This is a genomic window from Paenibacillus sp. JMULE4 (assembly GCF_013337105.1).
Classification (GTDB): Bacteria; Bacillota; Bacilli; order Paenibacillales; family NBRC-103111; genus Paenibacillus_G; species Paenibacillus_G naphthalenovorans.
On sequence record NZ_SGWF01000021.1, the window covers coordinates 82,708 to 101,682 of the forward strand.

The following is an 18,975-nucleotide window of genomic DNA, read 5'->3' on the forward strand; positions in this document are numbered from 1 at the left end:
AGAGCTACAACGGCACGAATTTCGTTTATATCGGGGATATGATCCACATGAATCCATATTTACAAAAGACAAAAACCAAATATGTTATATTGTTATCAAGATTGGATTCAAGATATTTCACAGGAGGTTCATAAGCATGTTCCATAAATTCGCTTCGATCAGTTTATCCCTGGTTCTTCTGGCCGGAATTGCAGCAGGCTGCGGGCCACAGCAAGATAACGCGCCGACGGATCGAGGAGATCAGCAGGAAACGCCGGCAGCCCGCTATGTTCCCAAAGAACTGAAGGTTCAGGTTGTCCCCCCGCACAACGCGGAGACACTGGAAGCCAAAGCGAAGCCGCTGGAGAAGCTTCTTGGCGATAAGCTGAACATTCCCGTGAAAATTTCCGCTTCAACGAACGACCATACCGTCATCGAAGCGATGTCCTCCAGGCAAGCGGATATTGGCTTCCTACCTCCGAATGCTTACGTTCTCGCCCATGACCAGAAAAAAGCAGCCGACGTGCTCCTTCAGGCTCAGCGCTATGGGATTGAAGATGCAACGGGCGCGGAAACAAACGAGCTGGTCGATGTTTACAAAGCCATGATTATCGTGAAAGCCGACTCCCCGATTCACGCATTGAAGGATCTCAAAGGTAAAAAAATCGCTTGGCAAGACGCTGCTTCTTCCGCTGGCTATGTATGGCCGGCCAATGAAATGAAAAAGGCCGGCGTCGATCCAAAGAAAGACGTAACCGGCATCGAAGTCAAGGGCCATAACAAAGGCGTGCTAGCCGTATTGAACGGCCAAGTAGACGCAGCCGCCATATACCAGGATGCCCGTAACCTAGTGAAAAAAGACAGGCCGGACGTATTCCGGCAAACGCGCGTTGTCGCATTCACGGCACCGATTCCCACCGATACGATCTCGGTCCGCAATGATATGGACCAAGCCTGGAGAGACAAAATCGCTCAAGCGTTCATCGATATCGGGAAAGATCCCGAAGGCTCGAAAATCATTTACGATGTCTTTTCCCACCGCGGTTATGTGAAGTCTGACGACCGGAAATTCAATATCGTTCGCGACTACTTTAAAAATGCCGGACAAAAGTAATGATCGATTTGTATCCCCAAGGTGCATTTGCCTTTACAGGGCCGTGTCATATCCGCTTCCGGACCGGACTTAACTGACGTACCAAGCAATCAGCTGCGCGCCCGGAGCCAGAAAAAGGTGCGCCAACAGCGTACCTGCGAGCCTGGACAGCATTAGGAACCCGAACATTCGGTTCATCTCATTCAGGCTTGTTTGGCCGGCCATCGTCTTATCCGTGAGCAACGCCACCCTTGGATCGATAAAGACCGTCAGCAGGATCGTGGCCACGCCGTTAATCAAACCCGACGATTGCGATGCGGCCCTGGAATGCTCCGGTACGAGATACGATGCGTAAAGAGCCGAGAGTACCCCTACGGTGTAAATGCCGGTGACCAGCGTATTTAACAGAAGCAGCCGCTTGGGAATCCCTCCCACCCGAAGTCTCTTCAGCATCTCCCAACGGGGAAAGCGCACATTGTTTTTTACCCGTTTAAGCTTGTCGATGGAAACGGATTGCCGCAAAAGCAGGGGAATCGAGCCAGCCGCTTCCAGACGGGATACCATCCGCATTGAGATAAAGACCATCGTCGGAAACAAAAGAATGGCCAGCAGCGTACCCGCCGCCGCACCGGCCAAAATGAGATGAAACTGCCATTCCAAAGGTGTTCCCGGTTGAAGAACGGCCGAATCGATCAAACCACCGGTTAGCGGCCCCTGCAGCAAATTCGACGTCCGCGACACCAGAAGGATAATGCCGGTCAAAGATAAGGCCACTGCCAGCTTGCCTGTACGAATCCCGGCCAGCCTCACGGCATAGGCCAGCGTTTCCACAGCATGAATCACCAGCGTCAACAGCACAACCAGCAACAGCTCTCCGGTCAATAACGCACCTCTCCTTTCATACCATTCCCGGGACCGCTTATACAGCGGTTTGCTTTTAACATCAAGCCGTTCCATGCGTTCTGACCGTAAAAAAGGGATGGCGCACTCCGTCTGGAGCAGCTGCATCACGCTGTTCAATCAGCCTCCGGCAACGTCCCTTTTCGTGAACAGCAGCCAAGAGACGGCGCAAAAGACGATCCAATAAACCATCAGCATAGACACCGAAAATCCAAGCGTCATCCCCGGAATCAGCGGATTTCCGCCCAGTACATAAGGGGATAAATCGGTGTTGGCGAACAATAAATATTTTACCCAGGTATACTTGAGCTGCGCCAGTACCGAAACGACCGTTCCGGAAGTAAACATGAGAAAAATGGACAACCCGATCGCAAGCGAACTGCTGCGGAATACGGTGGAGATCATAAAAGCCAAGGTTCCGGTCATGACAATCTCGACGGCCTTCAGCCCGTACCTCTGCAGGATCGAAGAAATCGTCTCATCCGGAGCAACGATTCTGCCTGCGCCGAACAGCAGCAAGCCCGTAAAATAGGAAATGATCAGCATGACAAGCAGAAGCGTTACGCTAAAGAGCAGCACCGTCACATACTTGGACCAGAGAATTTTCCCTCGGGACGACGGACGGATCAGAAGCAGCTTAATCGTACCCCATGTAAATTCGGCAGCTACGATATCCCCCGCCACAATAACCGTAAATATGGTAACGAGCGAAGCCAGGCTCGACGCGAAAACCATAAATTGGAGGACATGATCCATCCCCGCTTCAACCACATACTTCATCAGCACACCCATGGCGATGACCGCGAGCGCCAGGATCGCCAGCATCACCCACGTGCGCAGCCGGGTATAAATCTTCATGTGTTCATTCTGTACAAGCCGGACAAAGCTAGACAATCCGATTCCCCCTTGTCACTTCGAGGAATTGTTCCTCCAACGTTTTGATCTGCGTACGAATACCGTATACTCCGATTCCAGCCTTCACCAGTCGGGCATTCAGCTCCGCGATGGCTTGCCGCCGATTCGGCAAAGTAACGACCAGCTCCGAATCGTCAACTCTGGCCGTCATATCATCGGTTAGCATGTCGAGCGCCTGAGCAAGCTCGTTCACCTCGAAGCGCACCTCCACCGTTTCCGACTCCGTCAGAACGTTTTTGAAGGAGCGGACATCCAGCAGCCGGCCGTTCTGAATGATCGCCACCCGGTCGCACATCAGCTCCATCTCGGAGAGCAGATGGCTGGAGACAATGACAGCAATCCCCTCCTCGTTCGCCAAACGCCGCAAATAATCGCGCAGCTCACGGATTCCTTCAGGGTCGAGCCCATTGGTCGGCTCGTCCAGCACAAGCACTGAAGGGCGGTGCAGGATGGCCTGGGCTACTCCAAGCCTCTGACGCATACCAAGAGAGTACGTTTTCACTTTATCCTGAATGCGATTCTCCAGGCGAACCAGCTGCACGACTTCGTCAATTCTTTCTTGTCCTACATCCGGCATCATCCGGGCAAAATGAACCAGATTCTGATAACCGCTCATAAAGCCGTAAAATTCAGGATTTTCTACAATAGCTCCGACGTGCACCATCGCTTGTTCAAATTCGTTTCTGACACTGTGGCCCCGGATCTTCACTTCTCCGTCAGTGATCGACATAAGACCTACCATCATCCGGATCGTTGTCGTTTTCCCCGCCCCGTTCGGCCCGAGAAAACCAAAAACCTCGCCGGGCATGACTTGAAAAGTCAGGCCGTCAACTATGGTTTTGGAACCGATCTTCTTTGTCAGGCTTTGCAGTTCAATTACAGGACTGGTCATATAGCCTCCAAATGAAAAAAGATATGATACGCTTTTCTGGCACGAAAAGTATACCATACCTCATGAAATATGACCAAACGCCCCGATTAATCTTCATTTTCTTCATAATACTTGGCCAAGCTGACGATCATGCTCCCCATTCTTTCCTCTGCAGGAGCTACAACACGGTCAATCCCTTCATCACGAAGCGCCTCCGCCGTCACCTTCCCCACGGCAACAGCCACCACACTGCCGTTGAACGCCGACTTCACTTGCTCCGCCAAGCCTTGCTTGCGGGCATAGGACATCAGAAAACGGACTTGGGGCGTGCTTGTAAACGTTACGGCATCCAGCCGCCCTTCGACGATTTCCGATAAGAGCTGATTCATCACGCTCAGTTCCGGGGGCACATGCAAGTACGGAAGAATTTCATAGTACTGAGCCTGCTGCTCGCCCAGCCATTTCACAAGACGGGGTGCATGATCTCCATACAACTGCAGGGCAACCCTGCGGCCGCGGAGGTCATACGGCATAAGCGCCCTCAGAATGCCTACCGTCGTGCCGTCGTCATCCCTTACCTTGGGCTCCAAACCGAGAGATTTCAAATACCTCACTGTCTTGTAGCCTCTGGCGGCAATTTGTGTACGTCTTAAAGTATCGATGAACGCTTCGCCGACTCCCATCGACTCTGCCGCTTGAACCAGCATCTCCGTTCCCATACCGGTAGTAAAGATGACCCAGTCCGTTCCGTTTTCGATGAGGCTGGTGATCTCCTTCTCTACTTTCTCCCGATCGACGGCTACCGTGCCTTGGGCGGGACGGACGAGCGGAATGCCTCCAAGCTTTTCTACCATAACGCTCAGCTCTGCGGCCTTCCTCGGTCCAGTGAGCGCGATTCTCTTTCCCTCTAGTCTGCGCATGTCCTTTCTCCCCATATCCGCTGGTATCTTCTTGATGACTGAACCGCTCGTTCATACAGCGTGAAGACACGATTAAAAAAAACAAATTATGTCAATTATCCTATCTATAGGCGTAGTCTATCTTTACATAATATTTGTAATAGTAATATACCTTATGGACCAGGAAGATTCAATACAAATCTGCTTATAACATTCATAAATTGTGCTTATGAAGCCAAAATAAGCGAACATTTAAAACAAAAAAACTAAATTGTTCGTCTTTATTTTCACAAACATGACCCCCTCTATGAATTACACAGGTTTATATTCTATGAATCCGGGCAACTCTAGTACTATCGCTTCTATTAAATCAGATTCAGAGGAGGATACACTTGATGAATAAGTTTAGCCGAATAACAATGTTATGTTTTCACCTGCTTCTGCTGCATGTTTTCATTGGGGCTGTGCCTGCCGCTGCTTACAATACGTATGACGAATACTATGAGTCATGCTGCATATCCGCATCCTATTTTTATTCCGGAGAGAACGTGAACGAAGCTCCCGGGCTTCAAGTTTCGCCACCCCTGACGTACAAAATCAAGTCGGGAGACACAATGTACAGCATCGCCAGGTCCTTTGGTATTAGCCTTCCAACCTTACTCGCTGCCAATCCGACGGCAGAACCCAGCCATCTCACCATCGGACAGCTGCTGGAGATCCCGGCGGATGAGGCGGAACTGCGGCTGCCCGACGGCCAAATGAATACGATAAGCCAAGTGTTCACTTCTACACTCACCGCCTATACCGCCGGGGCCGAATCGACGGGCAAATCCCCTTCCCATCCGGCCTACGGTGTTACATCCAGCGGCAGCAGAGCGGAAGAAGGACGGACGATCGCCGTAGATCCGTCGGTTATTCCGATCGGTACGACCGTATTTATCGAAGGTATCGGCATTCGTACAGCCGAGGATACCGGTTCCGCTATCCGCGGCGCACGCATCGACGTATTTATGGAAGATGTGCGGAAAGCCCGTAAATTTGGCGTGAAGAAGAATGTCAAGGTGTATGTATTGGGCGAAGACGCAGCACGAACCGGCTGATGACGCCCGTCTGTATTCAACCGATGGCGCTCGAATATGACAAAACAGCGGCAGGGGCTGTCCTTCCGGCTTAAAGAAGGACAGCCCCTTGCACGTTTATTTTCGGCTCCCGACGGAGAGCCCCTTTCAAGAAGCGGTTCCTCTTAAAGTCATCCTCCGTATTTTTTCTGAAGTTGGCGAATCCGGTCGATCAAATCTTTGCCGATGACTCCCTCAAATTCTTCATAAATCGGCTCCCAAACACGCATCCACTCCCGCCTCTCCTCCGGCGTCTGGATATGGATTTGCATCATGGACCGGTCATAAATCTCCTGAAGCTGGCGCGCGTTCATCACGACGGCATTTTGATTCGCCCATTCCGTAGTCTCTTTTAACGCCTCGCTGATTAGGCCTTTCAAATCGTCAGGGAGCTTATCCCAGTATTCTTTGTTCATCAGTACCGCATATCCTAAATAACCGTGATTGCTAATCGTCATATATTTTTGAACCTGATAAAACTTTTTGGAGTCGATGTTGCTAATGGCATTCTCCCCGCCATCCACGAATCCCGATTCCAGTCCGCGATACACTTCGTCGAAAGGAATGGCCACGGCTTTGGCACCAAATAATCGAAACTGGGCTTTAAGCACGTCACTGGGCATGATCCGAAACTGCTGCCCTTTAAAATCCGCCGGATGAATAAGCGGCCCCCGGGCCGAGGTCATTTGCTTAAAGCCATTGCTCCAATATGAAAGCCCTATCATATTTTTGCTCTTTAATTTCTTAAAAAGGATTTCTCCTATTTCTCCGTCAAACGCCTCTTGCACCGCCTGATCGGTCAAAAAAGCATAAGGAAGATCGAATGCCTGCCAGGCCGGCACATATTGAGATATTTTCGAAAACGCCGGAGCGATCATCTGAATGTTGCCGTTCATCAATGCATCCACTTCGTCCGTATCGTTATAAAGAACGGCATTCGGGAAAACCTCAACCTTGACGCGCTGGTCCGTTTTTTGATAAACGCGACGGGCAAAATCTTGAGCCGCCAAGCCCTTGGGCGTATTTTCCGCAACGACATGACTGAATTTGATGACGATTTCCCGGTCGAAGCCCTGCTGTTCATCATCATCGGCGGCAGGAGCGGAGCTTAATGTGGGATAAAAGCCGATGGCAACCGCCGCGACAAGGCCGATCAAAATGACAAGCATCGTTCCGAGCAGCCGTCTCAAATCCGCCCACCTCCAACCTCATCAGGATGATAAAACTTAAGTACAGTATACCATGAAATCTTTGTCCTTGCAGGAACAAACATGAATTCGGAGTTTTGCGGTTACACTACAAAAAAGCCCTGCCGGCCGCGGCCATGAGAGGAAGAGGAATAGCCCTATGATGTATAAAGGTTATGTTATCCGTTTAATTTGTTATCCCGCCCTTGTTCTGCTTGTTGCATCCGGGTGCGGACAAAATCAGCAAAATTCCAATCCAAACCAGCAAAGCTCGAATCAACAAAATGTCAAACCGGTCGATACAGAGCTTCAGTACCAAATGAAAATGTACCAGGACATCCGGCAGGAAGAATTCAAGCAGCAGGAACAAATTCGCAAAAACGAAAAACAACAGCTAAAGACCCTGCAAAAGCAGCAGGAGGAAATGCTGAAGCAGGAGCTTGAGTTTCAGGAAAAAATCCGAAAAGCAGGTAATTCCTGGTCGATCAAGAATAAAGAAGAGAAGTCTTCCGGCAAGCAGGAGAACCAAGATGAGCAGGACAGGTAAAGCGCCAGAGGCTACCCCCGCCGTACATGCCTGTCATTGTAATTATTACCACAGATAGGAATGACGGGCAAATTTATTCCCAATGGCTTCAGCTTATTGTATGATTAGAATAAACAATGGCTCAGTCATTCGCCGACGGGAAAGGGGACATCTTGCCAAAGCTATGCTGCAGCGTTTGAAAATTAATTGGAAAATCGCCATTCTATCATTTGGTATCGTGCTTTTTTCGCTGTGCATCGCCGGAAGCGTTCTCATGGGCGGCATTATCCGGATGAAAGAGGAAGATCTCGGGTGGCGGCTGCTTGTCACCGCGCGAACCGTGGCCCAGATGCCCGAGGTCATCGCCGGTCTCACTAACCCCGATCTGCGACCAGGGATCCAACCTGCCACCGAACGCATCCGCATTATCAATGACGTGACTTACGTCGTTGTCATGGATATGAATCGGGTACGGCTCTCTCACCCGGTTCAGAGCCTAATCGGCACCCAGTCGAGCGGAACTGACGAGGGATCGGCCTTCGCTGAGCACACCTATATATCCAAGGCAAAGGGGGAGCTGGGTACGGCACTGCGCGCTTTCGTGCCGATTATGAACGATAATGTTCAAATCGGAGTCGCATTGGTCGGCCGCATTATGCCGACCGTAGGACAAGTGCTGCTCGACCTTTCCGGCCAAGCTTATGTGGTTTTGCTGCTCTCTCTTTATTCGGGTTTTGGGGTTCCTGGAAACTTGCCCAGCACATCAAGCAGCAAATGTTTGAACTGGAGCCGCACGAAATCGCCAGGCTTCTGGTTGAGCGCACGGCAACCTTTCACGCGATGCATGAAGGCGTTATCGCGATTGATAAGAATGAACGAATTACCATATTTAATGAAAAAGCGAAACAAATGCTGAAAATTTCAGGCGACGTGATCGGGAAGCTGATTCACGAGGTCTTTCCGAATTCCCGTCTGCCCGAAATTCTCAAGATGAATCACCCCGTATATAATCAAGAACAAGCGATTGGCAGCGATATCATTATGAGCACCCGTGTTCCCATTACAGTAGGCGGCCGCACCGTTGGGGCAGTGGCGATTTTTCAGGACCGGACTGAAGTGACGCGAATGGCCGAAGAACTGACCGGTGTGAAAGCGTTCGTTGACGCCCTGCGTGTTCAAAATCACGAGTATATGAACAAGCTTCATACGATCGGAGGCTTGATTCAGCTGGGCAACAATGAAAAAGCGCTCGACTACTTGTTTGAAATTAGGGAGCAGAAAGAAGAGCTGACCCGTTTCCTTACCCGACGGATCCAGGACGACAGCCTGACCGGACTTCTCCTTGGCAAGATCAGCCGCGGACGCGAGCTTGGCATTGAAGTAACGATCGACCGTCAAAGCCAGTTGGAGCGGTTTCCGGAACGGCTCGATCACCATGACTTTGTTATTTTGCTCGGGAACCTGCTGGAAAATGCTTTTGACGCTCTTCAGCAGGTTCAACGGGATAAGCGCGTATTCGTCAGCATTGCCCAAGACGAACAGGCCCTCTCGGTGCTTGTGGAGGACAACGGCTGCGGTATGGATAACGCTACTCGCGCCCGGATTTTTGAACGCGGCTTCACTACAAAAGGCGGCAGCGAGCGGGGCATCGGACTTCACTTGGTTGCCGGTATAGTGGATAAAGGCGGAGGTACCATCGAAATCGATTCAACACCTGGTGAAGGAACCACATTTGTGGTTTCGTTCCCGATGGACTAATGTTTGATATAACGAACGAGGCAAGGTGAACCTATGAATATGATGAATTCCCCAGAATCCAAGCTGTTTCGTGTTATACTGGTCGAAGACGATCCTATGGTTCAAGAAGTGAACCAACAGTTTATCGAACGTGTGAAAGGCTTTCAAATTATCGGCACCGCTTCCAGCGGAGATGAAGGGCTGCGCATGGTGAAGAAGCTGAAGCCGGACCTGATGATCCTTGATATTTTCATGCCGGTACAGGACGGGATAGAAACGCTGGCACAAATTCGGAAACAGCAGCTATCCGTTGATGTTATTGTGATCAGCGCCGCTAACGATATGCGAACCATTGAGCGGATGCTGCAAAACGGAGCGGTCGATTACATTATAAAACCGTTTAAATTCGATCGTGTCAAACAGGCGCTTGAGCATTACCGGAGCATCAAAGAAACGCTTCAAAGCGAGCATACGGTAACCCAAAGCGAGCTCGACCGGGTTCTGTACGGCAATCCGCAAACGCCTTCTTCACTTATATCCGCTTCAGACGCAGCGGCGGTCCAAGATCTGCCCAAAGGTCTGCAAGCTTTAACCCTGAAGCAAATTCTTCATTTTTTATCGGGCCAAACCGATCCGCTTTCAGCTGAAGAAGTAGCCGAAGGCGTTGGCATCGCCCGGGTCACGGCTCGGCGTTATTTGGATTATTTGGAAAAGAGCGGTCAAGTACGCCTTGATCTGCAGTATGGCGTAGGCCGCCCCATGAACAAATATGTTCTTTCATCCCGGCCGGGAGAATCCCGTTGAACGTAAATTAACAAATACAGGTCTTTTTCTTCTTGCCGATTTTGCCGGCCTGCTTCGCTTTGCGAAGGTATTCCGACGCCAGCGGTACTTTACAAGCCGTTGCCCCGACATCCACGTGTACGCTACCGATCGATTCAGCAACCCTCATTGCCTCTTCATGCAAAACGGCTGCGTAGGTACCGACTGCAATAACGAATGAATTCATGGTATAGCGGACCCGGTTCATTTCGTCATGTACGGTCGCTTCCACCTGCTTTAAAAGCTGTCTGATTTCATTTATATCCAAAAGCTCGTCAGGAGTAATCGAGATATAGTTCGCATAAGTGCTCCAGCCGCAAACAGCGATCATTTCCTCAGGCGACTTTATCCATTCCCTGGCTAATTCCATGGCGTACGGACTTTCCGCGGCAACCCAAGCTACCGTATACTCAGCAAGCATATACCAATTGGCTCTTCTCACCCAGTCTTGAAGCATTTCTTTTGTCGCCGTCTTGGGGTTAACGGTAAGTCCGGCCAAATACATCGCATCGCTATTTCCGGTTTCGTATAGCGCACGAGCGAGATGCTGGTCTTTTTTCACATCTTTGACCAGCTTCTTTAAATCGCCCACCTTCACTCCGAACAAAGGCTCTTTCGCACCGTGACGCAGGAAGATCTGTTTTGTTTGCTCCGATCCCATTGCTATGAGCTTGTCCATGATTTCGTTTAAATCAGTCATTGTATCCACCTTCCCCTCAATGTATGCTTTTCTCGATTTTGAAAATCCGATACTTTTAAACCAATTCTGGAATGAAGCATGCTCAAAACAATTCAGGAACATACTATCTTAAGAGATAAAAAGGCCCCAGGAACCCACTTCCTTGGACCAATTTTTTACTTTCTTAAAAATTAACTTCCAATATTAAGAATGAAATTATTTAACACATGACCTATGCAGTTCGTGGTAAGACCTGGTAAAGTTCTGGTCTGGGTGTAACCCAAAGAAGCATTAAATAATGCTCTGGCCAAAACAATTCAATTAGTCTTGCAAATTGCCGCACTTGTATGTCACAATCAATAGAGATTCGCTGAATGCCCTTGTGGTTTTTCACGCGAACCTGACAACGAGTGTGGAAGAGGCCACGAACCATTTCCCCGTGGGTGTAGCCTTCATCACTCGTTTTTTCTTTGTTCAGTTCGAAAAGCGCAACGGCTAATAATGTCTCAGCGGCGAACAATAGCTCGAAATGAGCATGGTGATGCGCTTCGGATTGGGCATGGCACTTTTCAAAAGCCAGTTCCTGCTTGGCTGCACGAAAGAACACTTCGATCCGCCAGCGTTTTACGTAGGTCTGCAATGCTTGCTCCGGCGCATCAAAGCGGTTACTGATGAGCAAGTACGCGCCTCTGTAAGTGGCAGGGGACTCTTCCTCTTCTGTCTGGACGGGATTCGAATCGGGTTGTTCATCTTCCTTTAATCGCATGGCGACAACAGCGGCGATCGGTACAAATCGTTGTTTGGTCACTTGCTTTCCTTTTCGATTTATAGTGGTGTAAGGGCGCTTCATGTAAATACCCGGAATGGAAATGGAACTCAATCCGGATGTCGCTTGACGAGTCAAATCCTTGAACACTTCGCGGATGAGCATGACCGGAGTCAGCGGCACGAAGCGTTCTCGACGGGTACCGGGTTCAATGACTTTACGGAATAAAGCGGTGTTGCGCTTGGCCTTGGTTACCCAATCAAAGTTGTTTTCTTCTAGGAATACGAAAAATTTCTTGCACAGATACCACCGGTCCATCGCCACCCACAGTCGGCATGTGACGGATTCACGCAGCATCAAAAGCATCTGTCTGGCCAGATCCAGCTTCGTAAGACCCTCACCCTTCGTTTCCGGCTTATGCCACACGCGGTAAAACAACGGATATTCCAATCCGCTTTTTAGGACAGCTTGCAGGACCACAAGATTCATCGCCCATGCATATGTTTTTGTGGAATGGTCGTAGAGCCAGCTGAGAAACGGAAGTTGTTTGGCGTAGGGATGCGCACTATGCGTATCATCGAGATTGACCACATCCCCATCGGAGAGTCGGGTCAGGGTATCTTGCTGCAATCGCTCGACACGCTTTTTTCCAAAGGTCATCCAGGCAAAGCTAGTCGTGAAGAAGCGGCTCAACGTATACTGAGTGAGCTTCCAGGGCTGGAACATGACTTTCAGCAAGGCATCCTTGTCGGCTAACTGTGCCATTTGAACAACGGATGAACAATTGGAAACGAGACCGACGACATAAAGGAAGCAAAGGAGCCAAGACGGTGTTCCACTACGCTTCATCATGCCGGATTGGGAGAGCAGCAGAGAGAAGTCAAAACGATCCCACAAACTTTTTAGGACGGGGGCTCCCGCGCATTCACTATGATTGAGCTCAGTAAATCTCGGTTTTTGTAACGCTGACATTGGCAAACCACCTATAATCTAGAAGATATACCCTGCAAATAGAGGTATCCTTCGCGATTATGGGGGTGTTTCCAAAATGTCAAGTGGTTTTTCGTCCTAATTTCGAGAAATTAGTGACATTTGTGCAGCAAAAACCACCGTTTACCAGTTAATGACACGAACTGCATAGATCATATTTAACAATTATCACAGGGTAAAATAACCAGTCTCTTGACTTATACTCTTTCGAGTAAAGATCCCTAATATCCCGAGTGATGCCATTTTCAATGAGGAAATTACGCAAGTGTCCTCAAATTGTCCCCACCCCCTGAAGATGAAGGTTCGTGAAGAGAATAGAAAATAAAAAAACCTTGATATACAAGGTTCTTTCATTAAGCGGGTGATGGGAATCGAACCCACGCCGCCAGCTTGGGAAGCTGGAGTTCTACCATTGAACTACACCCGCATGGCTGATTAAAATGGTCGGTACGGGACGACACGATTGGAATGCCGGTAGAGTGACAAATATTAATATAGCAGGCTTTAAGTCAAAATGCAACATTCTATTTTATTGTACATCATGCTTTCAATGTGTCTGAAATGAGGTATCTTTAAAAGGAAAAAACAAGGAATCCCGTATTGATGATTCCTTGTTTTAATTATGCGCTCGAGAGGATTCGAACCTCTTTTTGCCGTGATCTAAATGATCTTCATGGAATTCTGGTTGCTCTGCGATTCCAGATGCTTCTGTGTAAATTGAATGATCAGAGCGTTGATCTCGCGGGGCTTTTCACTCGGGCCGTAATGCCCACAAGATACTACCGCCATCTCAGAATGCGGAATCAGAGAATGCATCAATTCGCCCATACTGATATCATTGATCTTATCCTCGGATCCCCAGATAATTAAAGCAGGGCTCTTTATATAAGGCAATCTCCGCTGCAGGTTGTATCTGGCGCGGTGTGTAGGTTCATTCATATGGTTCAATATTTTTTGATAGGCCTCTAATGCCCCCGGCAGCAAAGTGCGTTCATACCACCGCTTAGCGGTTTCAGCGATTTTCGTGGTTTCACCGCACGACGTTTCACTCACATGCTTCAAAATGTCATCATAGACCGGCGGCTTAAACGATGTCATCGATGATAAAGTGCGCTTGGATATCCCTCCGGCACTAATCAAGGTCAATGTGCGAACGCGATCCGGGCTTTCATAACCGAGAAGCGATGCAACCCATCCCCCCATCGAGTGACCCACAACATGCGCGGATGAAATTCCTAAAGCATCCTGAAACTCTCGGACAAAGTCCGCGAGATAAGAAAACGAATACTCGACCTGAAGCCGGTCTCCCTTTCCCCAGCCAACGAAATCGGGAGCATAAACATGAAAATATTGGCTGAGTTCAGCCATGTTCGGAAGCCAGTAATCGCCCCCCGTCCAAAATCCGACCCCATGAAGCAAAATCAACGGCTCCCCCTGACCTGCTTCCAGATAATATGTAGTGCCGTGACTTAACGCAAGCTGACGTTCCTTTACCGAATCGATATCCAACCAGATTCCTCCCCACTCTTGCCCTACGCATCATTTGTGCTTATCTCCAGACTGCAAATGTCATTCCTACTCCCGTACCGGCGGGTGACCGATACCCTGAAACATATTCCAGATACTGCAGTTCCAAATGTTCAATTGCACCTGCAGAAACAATCCAGTTCAGAATCTCCCCGGAGGCCCCCTCCAGCTTTTCCCTGGGCAGCGTCTTGAGAATGTCAGGCTCCTTGCTCTTGAGCCCTTGAATAACTACTTGATCGAGATGCTCATCCAATTTAAAATGGCTCAACCCGCCGGATGCAATGACAGCGACACGTTGATCTTCTCCCCATGACTCAATGGCCCGTCTCAGTGCTTGCCCGAACTCATAACAACGTGCAGGGGTAGGCTGATTGGGCTTATAAAAGCAATTGACAAATACCGGGACCATGGGAATGGTCTTGTGAGTAGCCAACCGCCGTTGAACAAATGTATAAGCGTGACCGAGCGACCGGCCCTCGATCTGGGTTGTGCTTTGTGAGACGTCAAACCCCTCGATCATCATCTTTTCAATGATATGTTTGCCTAATTCGCTATGCGCGGGGTAATAATCGATATTCTCTGTCGTGTGCCAAGCCCATATGACGGGGCGCATCGACGGATGAAGATCCTCCAAGCGGAGGGGAAAATCTTTCAATTCCGATCCCCAGAACACACCGAATGTAGGCTTAGCTTCATCCAAAAAGAGCTCTTCCTGATCGTCCCCTACAACCACCAGAATGTCAGGATCAGCCTCCTGAATCTCGCGGTTCAAACGCTCCACGGCAGCTTGACATGCTTCGTATTTTTTCTGCCAAACTTCCGGGGATAATTGCTCCTGAAGCGTGTGACCGAGCTCCCGTTCACGTTCTTCATAATGAGTATCCGGATTCAATCGGTCCCGTTCCGCATGCAGTGACCAAATATCCGCCGTGCTGCTCACTTGTGGGCTATGCGACGAACCAATACCAAGCACGATCTTTGCCAAACGAATCATCCTCTCTATGATAAATCATTAATGAATGAAACCGTTCTCAAATCGTATTGTAATTTTATTCGCAGTTGTTGCTCGAACTTATGATTTTTTCAGGGCAAAACAGCAATAATTTCAACTTGTACGATGGCTCCCATCCGCAGATTTTTAACTACAGAATGCCGTGCAGGCCGGCTTTCAGGATCAGGAAACATTTTCACCCACTCTTCATTGACCAAGTCCCGATATTGCTCATCCTGGAGATAAACCGTCATTCTTCCGATATCGGCGGGAGTGCCTCCCGAAATTTCCATGAAGCGTTCAACGTTTCGAAAAACAAGTTCCACTTGTCTTACCGGATCTTCCGGGATCTCGCCGGATGCCGGATCCATTCCTGCAATCGCAGAAGAGAAGACCAATTGATCCACTTTCGCTCCCAAAGGAATAGGGGCAGACCTATGAGTGATCCCCTCGATCTCGATACTTTTCCTACGAGCCATTCCATCACCTCGATTTGTTGTATGTATGGTTATATAGATTACTGACCAATTTTCCGCGATAAATCAGAGCATCAGGCTACCGCCGGTTACATCAAATACGGCTCCGGTCACATAGCTGGCCTCATCGGAAACAAGAAATGCGACCGCATTCGCAACTTCTTCAGGTTGACCGATCCGTCTCAATGGTGTTCTAAGCGCAGCTTGCCGGCTTAATTCCTTATCCACGCTTTGTGTCATTGGCGTATCAATACGTCCGGGTACAACTACATTTACCCGAATGCCTAAAGGACCGTATTCGCCGGCTAATTTACGGCTTAATCCCAGCAGTCCGGATTTGCTTGCAGCATAGTGCGCGGATGTAACCGGACTGTAGGTTCGGGATGCTTGAGAACATATATTGACGATTCGTCCTCTTTGATTTTCAACCATCATCTCCAGCGCAACCTGGCTGCAATTAAAGGGACCGTTCAAATTAACGGCAAGCACCCGGTTCCAATCTTCAATCCTAATCTCTTGAAATGGAATCGAACCATTCGGACCTTTAGGAGAGATACCGGCATTATTAATTAGGATATCGACCCTCCCAAAGCGTTCCTTTATTTTTCGTCCCCCTTCCCATACGGCCTCCGTGTCCGATATAATTTCCACAGGATATGCGGAAAGCTTTAGAGACAGCTCTTGTAAAGCATCATGATTTATATCGCTAAGTATAAGATGACTCCCTTGTTCGGCAAGCTTATGGCTGATTGCCTGGCCCAAACCTCCGGCAGCTCCTGTTACCCAACTGACAAAATGATGAAGTTTCAATGCATTCACCTCCTATCCGGATAATTCCAGTGTATTTAACGTCGACATTATTGTCAACAATATTTATAACAATTTTGTCATCGGTACACATCAGATGTTATTCTCCCATTTCCTTCAATGTTTTTTCCAATAATTCCGTGTTTACGAAATCCTTGGGATCAACCATCTGTTTAATATAATTTTCCTTAAAGTACCAATTGATTTGTTCCTTGATATCTTCCACATTCATTTTACCGTCGGGATCAATGTACGGAAAAACGGTAATCCTCTCTTTAGGCTGCTCGCTATATTTGGAAATAATGCCGATCACTTCTTCATAGTTGCTGCCTTTTACAAAATTCCCGTCTTTTTTTGCAAGTACCGCATCGTAATAATAACGTGAGCCTTTAATAAAGGCCTTCAGAAAACGTACACTCGCATCTTCGTTTCCGGCAAACTTTGACGAGAAAAATATCGCAGCGGATTGAGGAGAAATCTCATCTGAAACCCAAGCGAGCACTTTTCCGTACCCTTCCTTTATCGCAATGGACACGTTAGGTTCACTGAGCCCAATGACATCCAGATTTTTGCCTTTTAACGCTTCCAGCAGACCACTGACACTATTTAACGATACCCATTGAACATCCTTTGAATTTAGACCGTTTTTTTCTAACATCATTCCTATATTATATTGATTGGCGCTTCCAATCGACGTGAGTCCGATCTTTTTGCCTTTTAAATCTTTAATCGATTTGATTTCGGAGTCATCCTCTCTAACCACGATGGCTGAATAATGATATGTTTTTTCTTCCCTCCCTTTATCTGCTACGGCAACAACCTTCTCTCCGGCTGAAATCATATTGTACAAGTCCGCTGAAAAGCCGCCTGCTCCAACATCTGCACTTCCGGATGCTACCGCTACATTGATCGCCTGGCCCGAATCTAAAAACTTGAATGTTACATCCAGATTTTCATCTTTAAAAAAACCTTTTTCCATAGCTATGAACAATGGCGCATTGGTTGTAAACTTCGATATGGCTACGTTTATAGAAAAAGGATTCTTAACCGGCTTTGGCGATTCTTCTTGAGTTGCACCAACTTTGGGAGTTTCCTTTTGAGTCTCTTGGGTGGTTGTATTTGTTCCACAAGCCATAAGTAATGTTGAGAGATGCAGCATAACCGCCAACATTACTATTTTTACTTTTCTCATATTAAGCAGCCCTCCAATAAATAGAGTTGTACTGCAAAACTAAACGGCGACAAATACATTTCCGTCTTCAACTTTGACTTCATAGATTTTCAGTCTTTGCTTAATAGACGGAATAACAGCCTTTCCCGAATCCATGGCAAACTCCCAATGATGCCAAGGACATCTCAGCACCAATTCATCATGCCGCATTTCATATTCTTCAAAAGAGTGGCAAATCAGGGTTCCGGTTACATGCCCCTTGCATATTTCCGCATGAAAATGCGGACAAATGTTCAATATGGCGTAATACTTGTTTCCTTCATAAAAAATGCCGATTTGCTTATTATCGACTTGCACTAACTTAGCCTTTCCGGGAGCAATCTCCCCTTCCCGGGCAACAAGATTCCATGGCATTTGCTTCCTTCCTCCTTTTCAGGCCATAATGGATGACTGCTACTTCAAATTGAAAAATTCCGCAGCATTATCATGCAGTATTTTCTTTCTTGCCGTTTCCGAAAGCTTCTTCGGCAAAACGCTGGGTTCGTCAAAGTCCCAATGAGGATAATCACTCGCGAACATCAATATATTTTCGGCGTCCATCATATCGAATATATGAAGCATATGTTCTTCTTTCTTCGGATCCGGCCATGGTTGGGTAGTCAGACGTACATGATCGGCTATATACTCGCTGGGCAGGCGCTTTAACCAAGGTGCTTGCTGACGCAGCCCCTTAAAGCGCCCATCCATTCTCCACATTAAATACGGCAGCCAGTCAAATCCGCCTTCAATAAGTACGAACTTCAGTCGGGGAAACCGCTCAAAAACGCCTTCCAATATGATGCTTGCCAAATGACCCATATAGATCTGCGGTACACATGAATGCCACTCCAGATAATTGCGGGCGACACCTGCCGGTGTAGGCGACGCCTGCGCAAACATGGCATTGGATTGGCCGGTATGCACCCCTATGGGAAGTCCTTTGCGCTGCGCCGCCTCATAGATTGGATAGTAAAAGCGATTGCCGAAGGGAATGCGTGACGTTGAAGACATAGCAACCATGACCATGTCCGGATGGTCTCCAAGCCTTTCGATTTCTCTTGCCGCCAGATGCGGATCTTGGGGGGCTACCATAATGACGCCTTTAAATCGTTTATCCTTAGGCAGCCAATGCTCGATGGAATGGTCATTATATGCCGAGCATATCGCCTGAGCGTAATCGGGATCCGGAATGGCCGATATGTGATACCCCGATCCCGTCAGTAAAGCATACGAATAATTGTACTTATCCAGCAATTGCTCCCTTAAAAAATCAGGATCCGAACCGGCTGGGCCGCCATTGGGCGGAATGGAATCCCATCGGAATCCACCTTCATTCAGAATCCCGGAATCCATTTTCCTCTCACCGTACTTCAAAAGCTCCGATCTCCATGGTTCGGGCAAATAGGGAGCCAGGTCTACCTCTTTTCGCCGGGCATGATGGACATCGCAATCAATGATCATCGTATGAACACCTCTTCTCCT

Annotated in this window: 18 protein-coding genes, 1 tRNA gene and 1 pseudogene; 5 read left to right on the top strand and 15 right to left on the bottom strand. The window is 48.4% G+C overall.

From position 1 onward, the window contains the following. The first annotated feature begins 136 nt into the window (after positions 1 to 136). Positions 137 to 1,093, top strand: a complete 957-nt coding sequence (locus EXW96_RS25065; protein WP_174351692.1) for a phosphate/phosphite/phosphonate ABC transporter substrate-binding protein — start codon at positions 137 to 139, stop codon at positions 1,091 to 1,093. Between the two features lie 69 nt (positions 1,094 to 1,162). Here EXW96_RS25065 and EXW96_RS25070 read toward each other — a convergent pair whose 3' ends face one another. The 4 genes from EXW96_RS25070 to EXW96_RS25085 all read right to left on the bottom strand — a co-directional run bounded on the left by EXW96_RS25070 (position 1,163) and on the right by EXW96_RS25085 (position 4,678). Continuing rightward, on the bottom strand, positions 1,163 to 2,092 hold the full coding sequence (locus EXW96_RS25070) for a lipid II flippase Amj family protein (protein WP_375256480.1): 930 nt from the start codon (positions 2,090 to 2,092) through the stop codon (positions 1,163 to 1,165). Next, positions 2,093 to 2,866 (bottom strand): ABC transporter permease, encoded by a 774-nt coding sequence (locus EXW96_RS25075; protein WP_174351693.1) that lies wholly within the window; start codon positions 2,864 to 2,866, stop codon positions 2,093 to 2,095. Further along, positions 2,859 to 3,779 (bottom strand): ABC transporter ATP-binding protein, encoded by a 921-nt coding sequence (locus EXW96_RS25080; protein WP_062409467.1) that lies wholly within the window; start codon positions 3,777 to 3,779, stop codon positions 2,859 to 2,861. The genes EXW96_RS25075 and EXW96_RS25080 overlap by 8 nt, the downstream gene beginning before the upstream one ends. Before the next feature lie 86 nt (positions 3,780 to 3,865). Next, the gene (locus tag EXW96_RS25085; RefSeq protein ID WP_174351694.1) at positions 3,866 to 4,678 is read right to left on the bottom strand and encodes a uroporphyrinogen-III synthase; all 813 of its coding nucleotides are present in this window, start codon (positions 4,676 to 4,678) and stop codon (positions 3,866 to 3,868) included. Between the two features lie 374 nt (positions 4,679 to 5,052). On the opposite strand from EXW96_RS25085, the gene EXW96_RS25090 reads away from it, so the two are divergent. Continuing rightward, the gene (locus tag EXW96_RS25090; protein ID WP_174351695.1) at positions 5,053 to 5,757 is read left to right on the top strand and encodes a 3D domain-containing protein; all 705 of its coding nucleotides are present in this window, start codon (positions 5,053 to 5,055) and stop codon (positions 5,755 to 5,757) included. Between the two features lie 149 nt (positions 5,758 to 5,906). On the opposite strand, the gene EXW96_RS25095 is transcribed toward EXW96_RS25090, so the two are convergent. After that, positions 5,907 to 6,965, bottom strand: a complete 1,059-nt coding sequence (locus EXW96_RS25095) for a TRAP transporter substrate-binding protein (protein WP_062409470.1) — start codon at positions 6,963 to 6,965, stop codon at positions 5,907 to 5,909. 157 nt (positions 6,966 to 7,122) lie between these two features. Here EXW96_RS25095 and EXW96_RS25100 point away from each other — a divergent pair, with 157 nt between their 5' ends. The 3 genes and pseudogenes from EXW96_RS25100 (at position 7,123) to EXW96_RS25110 (ending at position 10,029) form a co-directional block, all read left to right on the top strand. Continuing rightward, entirely contained in the window at positions 7,123 to 7,509 is a 387-nt protein-coding gene (locus EXW96_RS25100; RefSeq protein WP_174351696.1) for a hypothetical protein, read from the top strand. A gap of 163 nt (positions 7,510 to 7,672) precedes the next feature. Continuing rightward, positions 7,673 to 9,246, top strand: a pseudogene (locus EXW96_RS25105) (ATP-binding protein). A 42-nt stretch (positions 9,247 to 9,288) separates the two neighbouring features. Then, positions 9,289 to 10,029 carry a response regulator gene (locus tag EXW96_RS25110; protein WP_074728866.1) on the top strand — a complete coding sequence of 247 codons (741 nt, stop codon included), beginning with the start codon at positions 9,289 to 9,291 and terminating at the stop codon, positions 10,027 to 10,029. Between the two features lie 7 nt (positions 10,030 to 10,036). Here EXW96_RS25110 and EXW96_RS25115 read toward each other — a convergent pair whose 3' ends face one another. The 10 genes from EXW96_RS25115 to EXW96_RS25160 form a co-directional block, all read right to left on the bottom strand. Then, positions 10,037 to 10,747, bottom strand: coding sequence for a DNA alkylation repair protein (locus EXW96_RS25115; protein ID WP_062411015.1), 711 nt, complete (start codon positions 10,745 to 10,747; stop codon positions 10,037 to 10,039). Positions 10,748 to 10,958: 211 nt separating this feature from the next. Beyond that, complete coding sequence (locus EXW96_RS27935; protein ID WP_203237022.1) at positions 10,959 to 12,464, bottom strand: transposase; 1,506 nt, start codon at positions 12,462 to 12,464, stop codon at positions 10,959 to 10,961. A 374-nt stretch (positions 12,465 to 12,838) separates the two neighbouring features. Continuing rightward, a tRNA-Gly gene (locus EXW96_RS25125) sits at positions 12,839 to 12,909 on the bottom strand. A gap of 233 nt (positions 12,910 to 13,142) precedes the next feature. Continuing rightward, the gene (locus EXW96_RS25130; RefSeq protein WP_174351697.1) at positions 13,143 to 13,991 is read right to left on the bottom strand and encodes an alpha/beta fold hydrolase; all 849 of its coding nucleotides are present in this window, start codon (positions 13,989 to 13,991) and stop codon (positions 13,143 to 13,145) included. Between the two features lie 40 nt (positions 13,992 to 14,031). Next, positions 14,032 to 14,994 carry a DODA-type extradiol aromatic ring-opening family dioxygenase gene (locus EXW96_RS25135; protein WP_174351698.1) on the bottom strand — a complete coding sequence of 321 codons (963 nt, stop codon included), beginning with the start codon at positions 14,992 to 14,994 and terminating at the stop codon, positions 14,032 to 14,034. Positions 14,995 to 15,092: 98 nt separating this feature from the next. Then, positions 15,093 to 15,479 carry a RidA family protein gene (locus EXW96_RS25140; RefSeq protein WP_174351699.1) on the bottom strand — a complete coding sequence of 129 codons (387 nt, stop codon included), beginning with the start codon at positions 15,477 to 15,479 and terminating at the stop codon, positions 15,093 to 15,095. A gap of 63 nt (positions 15,480 to 15,542) precedes the next feature. Further along, positions 15,543 to 16,286, bottom strand: a complete 744-nt coding sequence (locus tag EXW96_RS25145; RefSeq protein ID WP_174351700.1) for an SDR family NAD(P)-dependent oxidoreductase — start codon at positions 16,284 to 16,286, stop codon at positions 15,543 to 15,545. A gap of 97 nt (positions 16,287 to 16,383) precedes the next feature. Then, positions 16,384 to 17,475 (bottom strand): ABC transporter substrate-binding protein, encoded by a 1,092-nt coding sequence (locus tag EXW96_RS25150; RefSeq protein ID WP_174351701.1) that lies wholly within the window; start codon positions 17,473 to 17,475, stop codon positions 16,384 to 16,386. Positions 17,476 to 17,514: 39 nt separating this feature from the next. Beyond that, positions 17,515 to 17,868 carry a Rieske (2Fe-2S) protein gene (locus tag EXW96_RS25155; protein ID WP_174351702.1) on the bottom strand — a complete coding sequence of 118 codons (354 nt, stop codon included), beginning with the start codon at positions 17,866 to 17,868 and terminating at the stop codon, positions 17,515 to 17,517. A 39-nt stretch (positions 17,869 to 17,907) separates the two neighbouring features. Further along, positions 17,908 to 18,954 carry an amidohydrolase family protein gene (locus EXW96_RS25160; RefSeq protein WP_174351703.1) on the bottom strand — a complete coding sequence of 349 codons (1,047 nt, stop codon included), beginning with the start codon at positions 18,952 to 18,954 and terminating at the stop codon, positions 17,908 to 17,910. Between the last annotated feature and the right edge of the window lie 21 nt (positions 18,955 to 18,975).

Coding starts and splice junctions, on each gene's coding strand:
- EXW96_RS25065 (WP_174351692.1), top strand. CDS start 137: ATGTTCCATAAATTCGCTTCGATCAGTTTATCCCTGGTTCTTCTGGCC.
- EXW96_RS25080 (WP_062409467.1), bottom strand. CDS start 3,779: ATGACCAGTCCTGTAATTGAACTGCAAAGCCTGACAAAGAAGATCGGT.
- EXW96_RS25085 (WP_174351694.1), bottom strand. CDS start 4,678: ATGCGCAGACTAGAGGGAAAGAGAATCGCGCTCACTGGACCGAGGAAG.
- EXW96_RS25090 (WP_174351695.1), top strand. CDS start 5,053: ATGAATAAGTTTAGCCGAATAACAATGTTATGTTTTCACCTGCTTCTG.
- EXW96_RS25100 (WP_174351696.1), top strand. CDS start 7,123: ATGATGTATAAAGGTTATGTTATCCGTTTAATTTGTTATCCCGCCCTT.
- EXW96_RS25110 (WP_074728866.1), top strand. CDS start 9,289: ATGAATTCCCCAGAATCCAAGCTGTTTCGTGTTATACTGGTCGAAGAC.
- EXW96_RS25115 (WP_062411015.1), bottom strand. CDS start 10,747: ATGACTGATTTAAACGAAATCATGGACAAGCTCATAGCAATGGGATCG.
- EXW96_RS27935 (WP_203237022.1), bottom strand. CDS start 12,464: ATGTCAGCGTTACAAAAACCGAGATTTACTGAGCTCAATCATAGTGAA.
- EXW96_RS25140 (WP_174351699.1), bottom strand. CDS start 15,479: ATGGCTCGTAGGAAAAGTATCGAGATCGAGGGGATCACTCATAGGTCT.
- EXW96_RS25150 (WP_174351701.1), bottom strand. CDS start 17,475: ATGAGAAAAGTAAAAATAGTAATGTTGGCGGTTATGCTGCATCTCTCA.
- EXW96_RS25155 (WP_174351702.1), bottom strand. CDS start 17,868: ATGCCATGGAATCTTGTTGCCCGGGAAGGGGAGATTGCTCCCGGAAAG.
- EXW96_RS25160 (WP_174351703.1), bottom strand. CDS start 18,954: ATGATCATTGATTGCGATGTCCATCATGCCCGGCGAAAAGAGGTAGAC.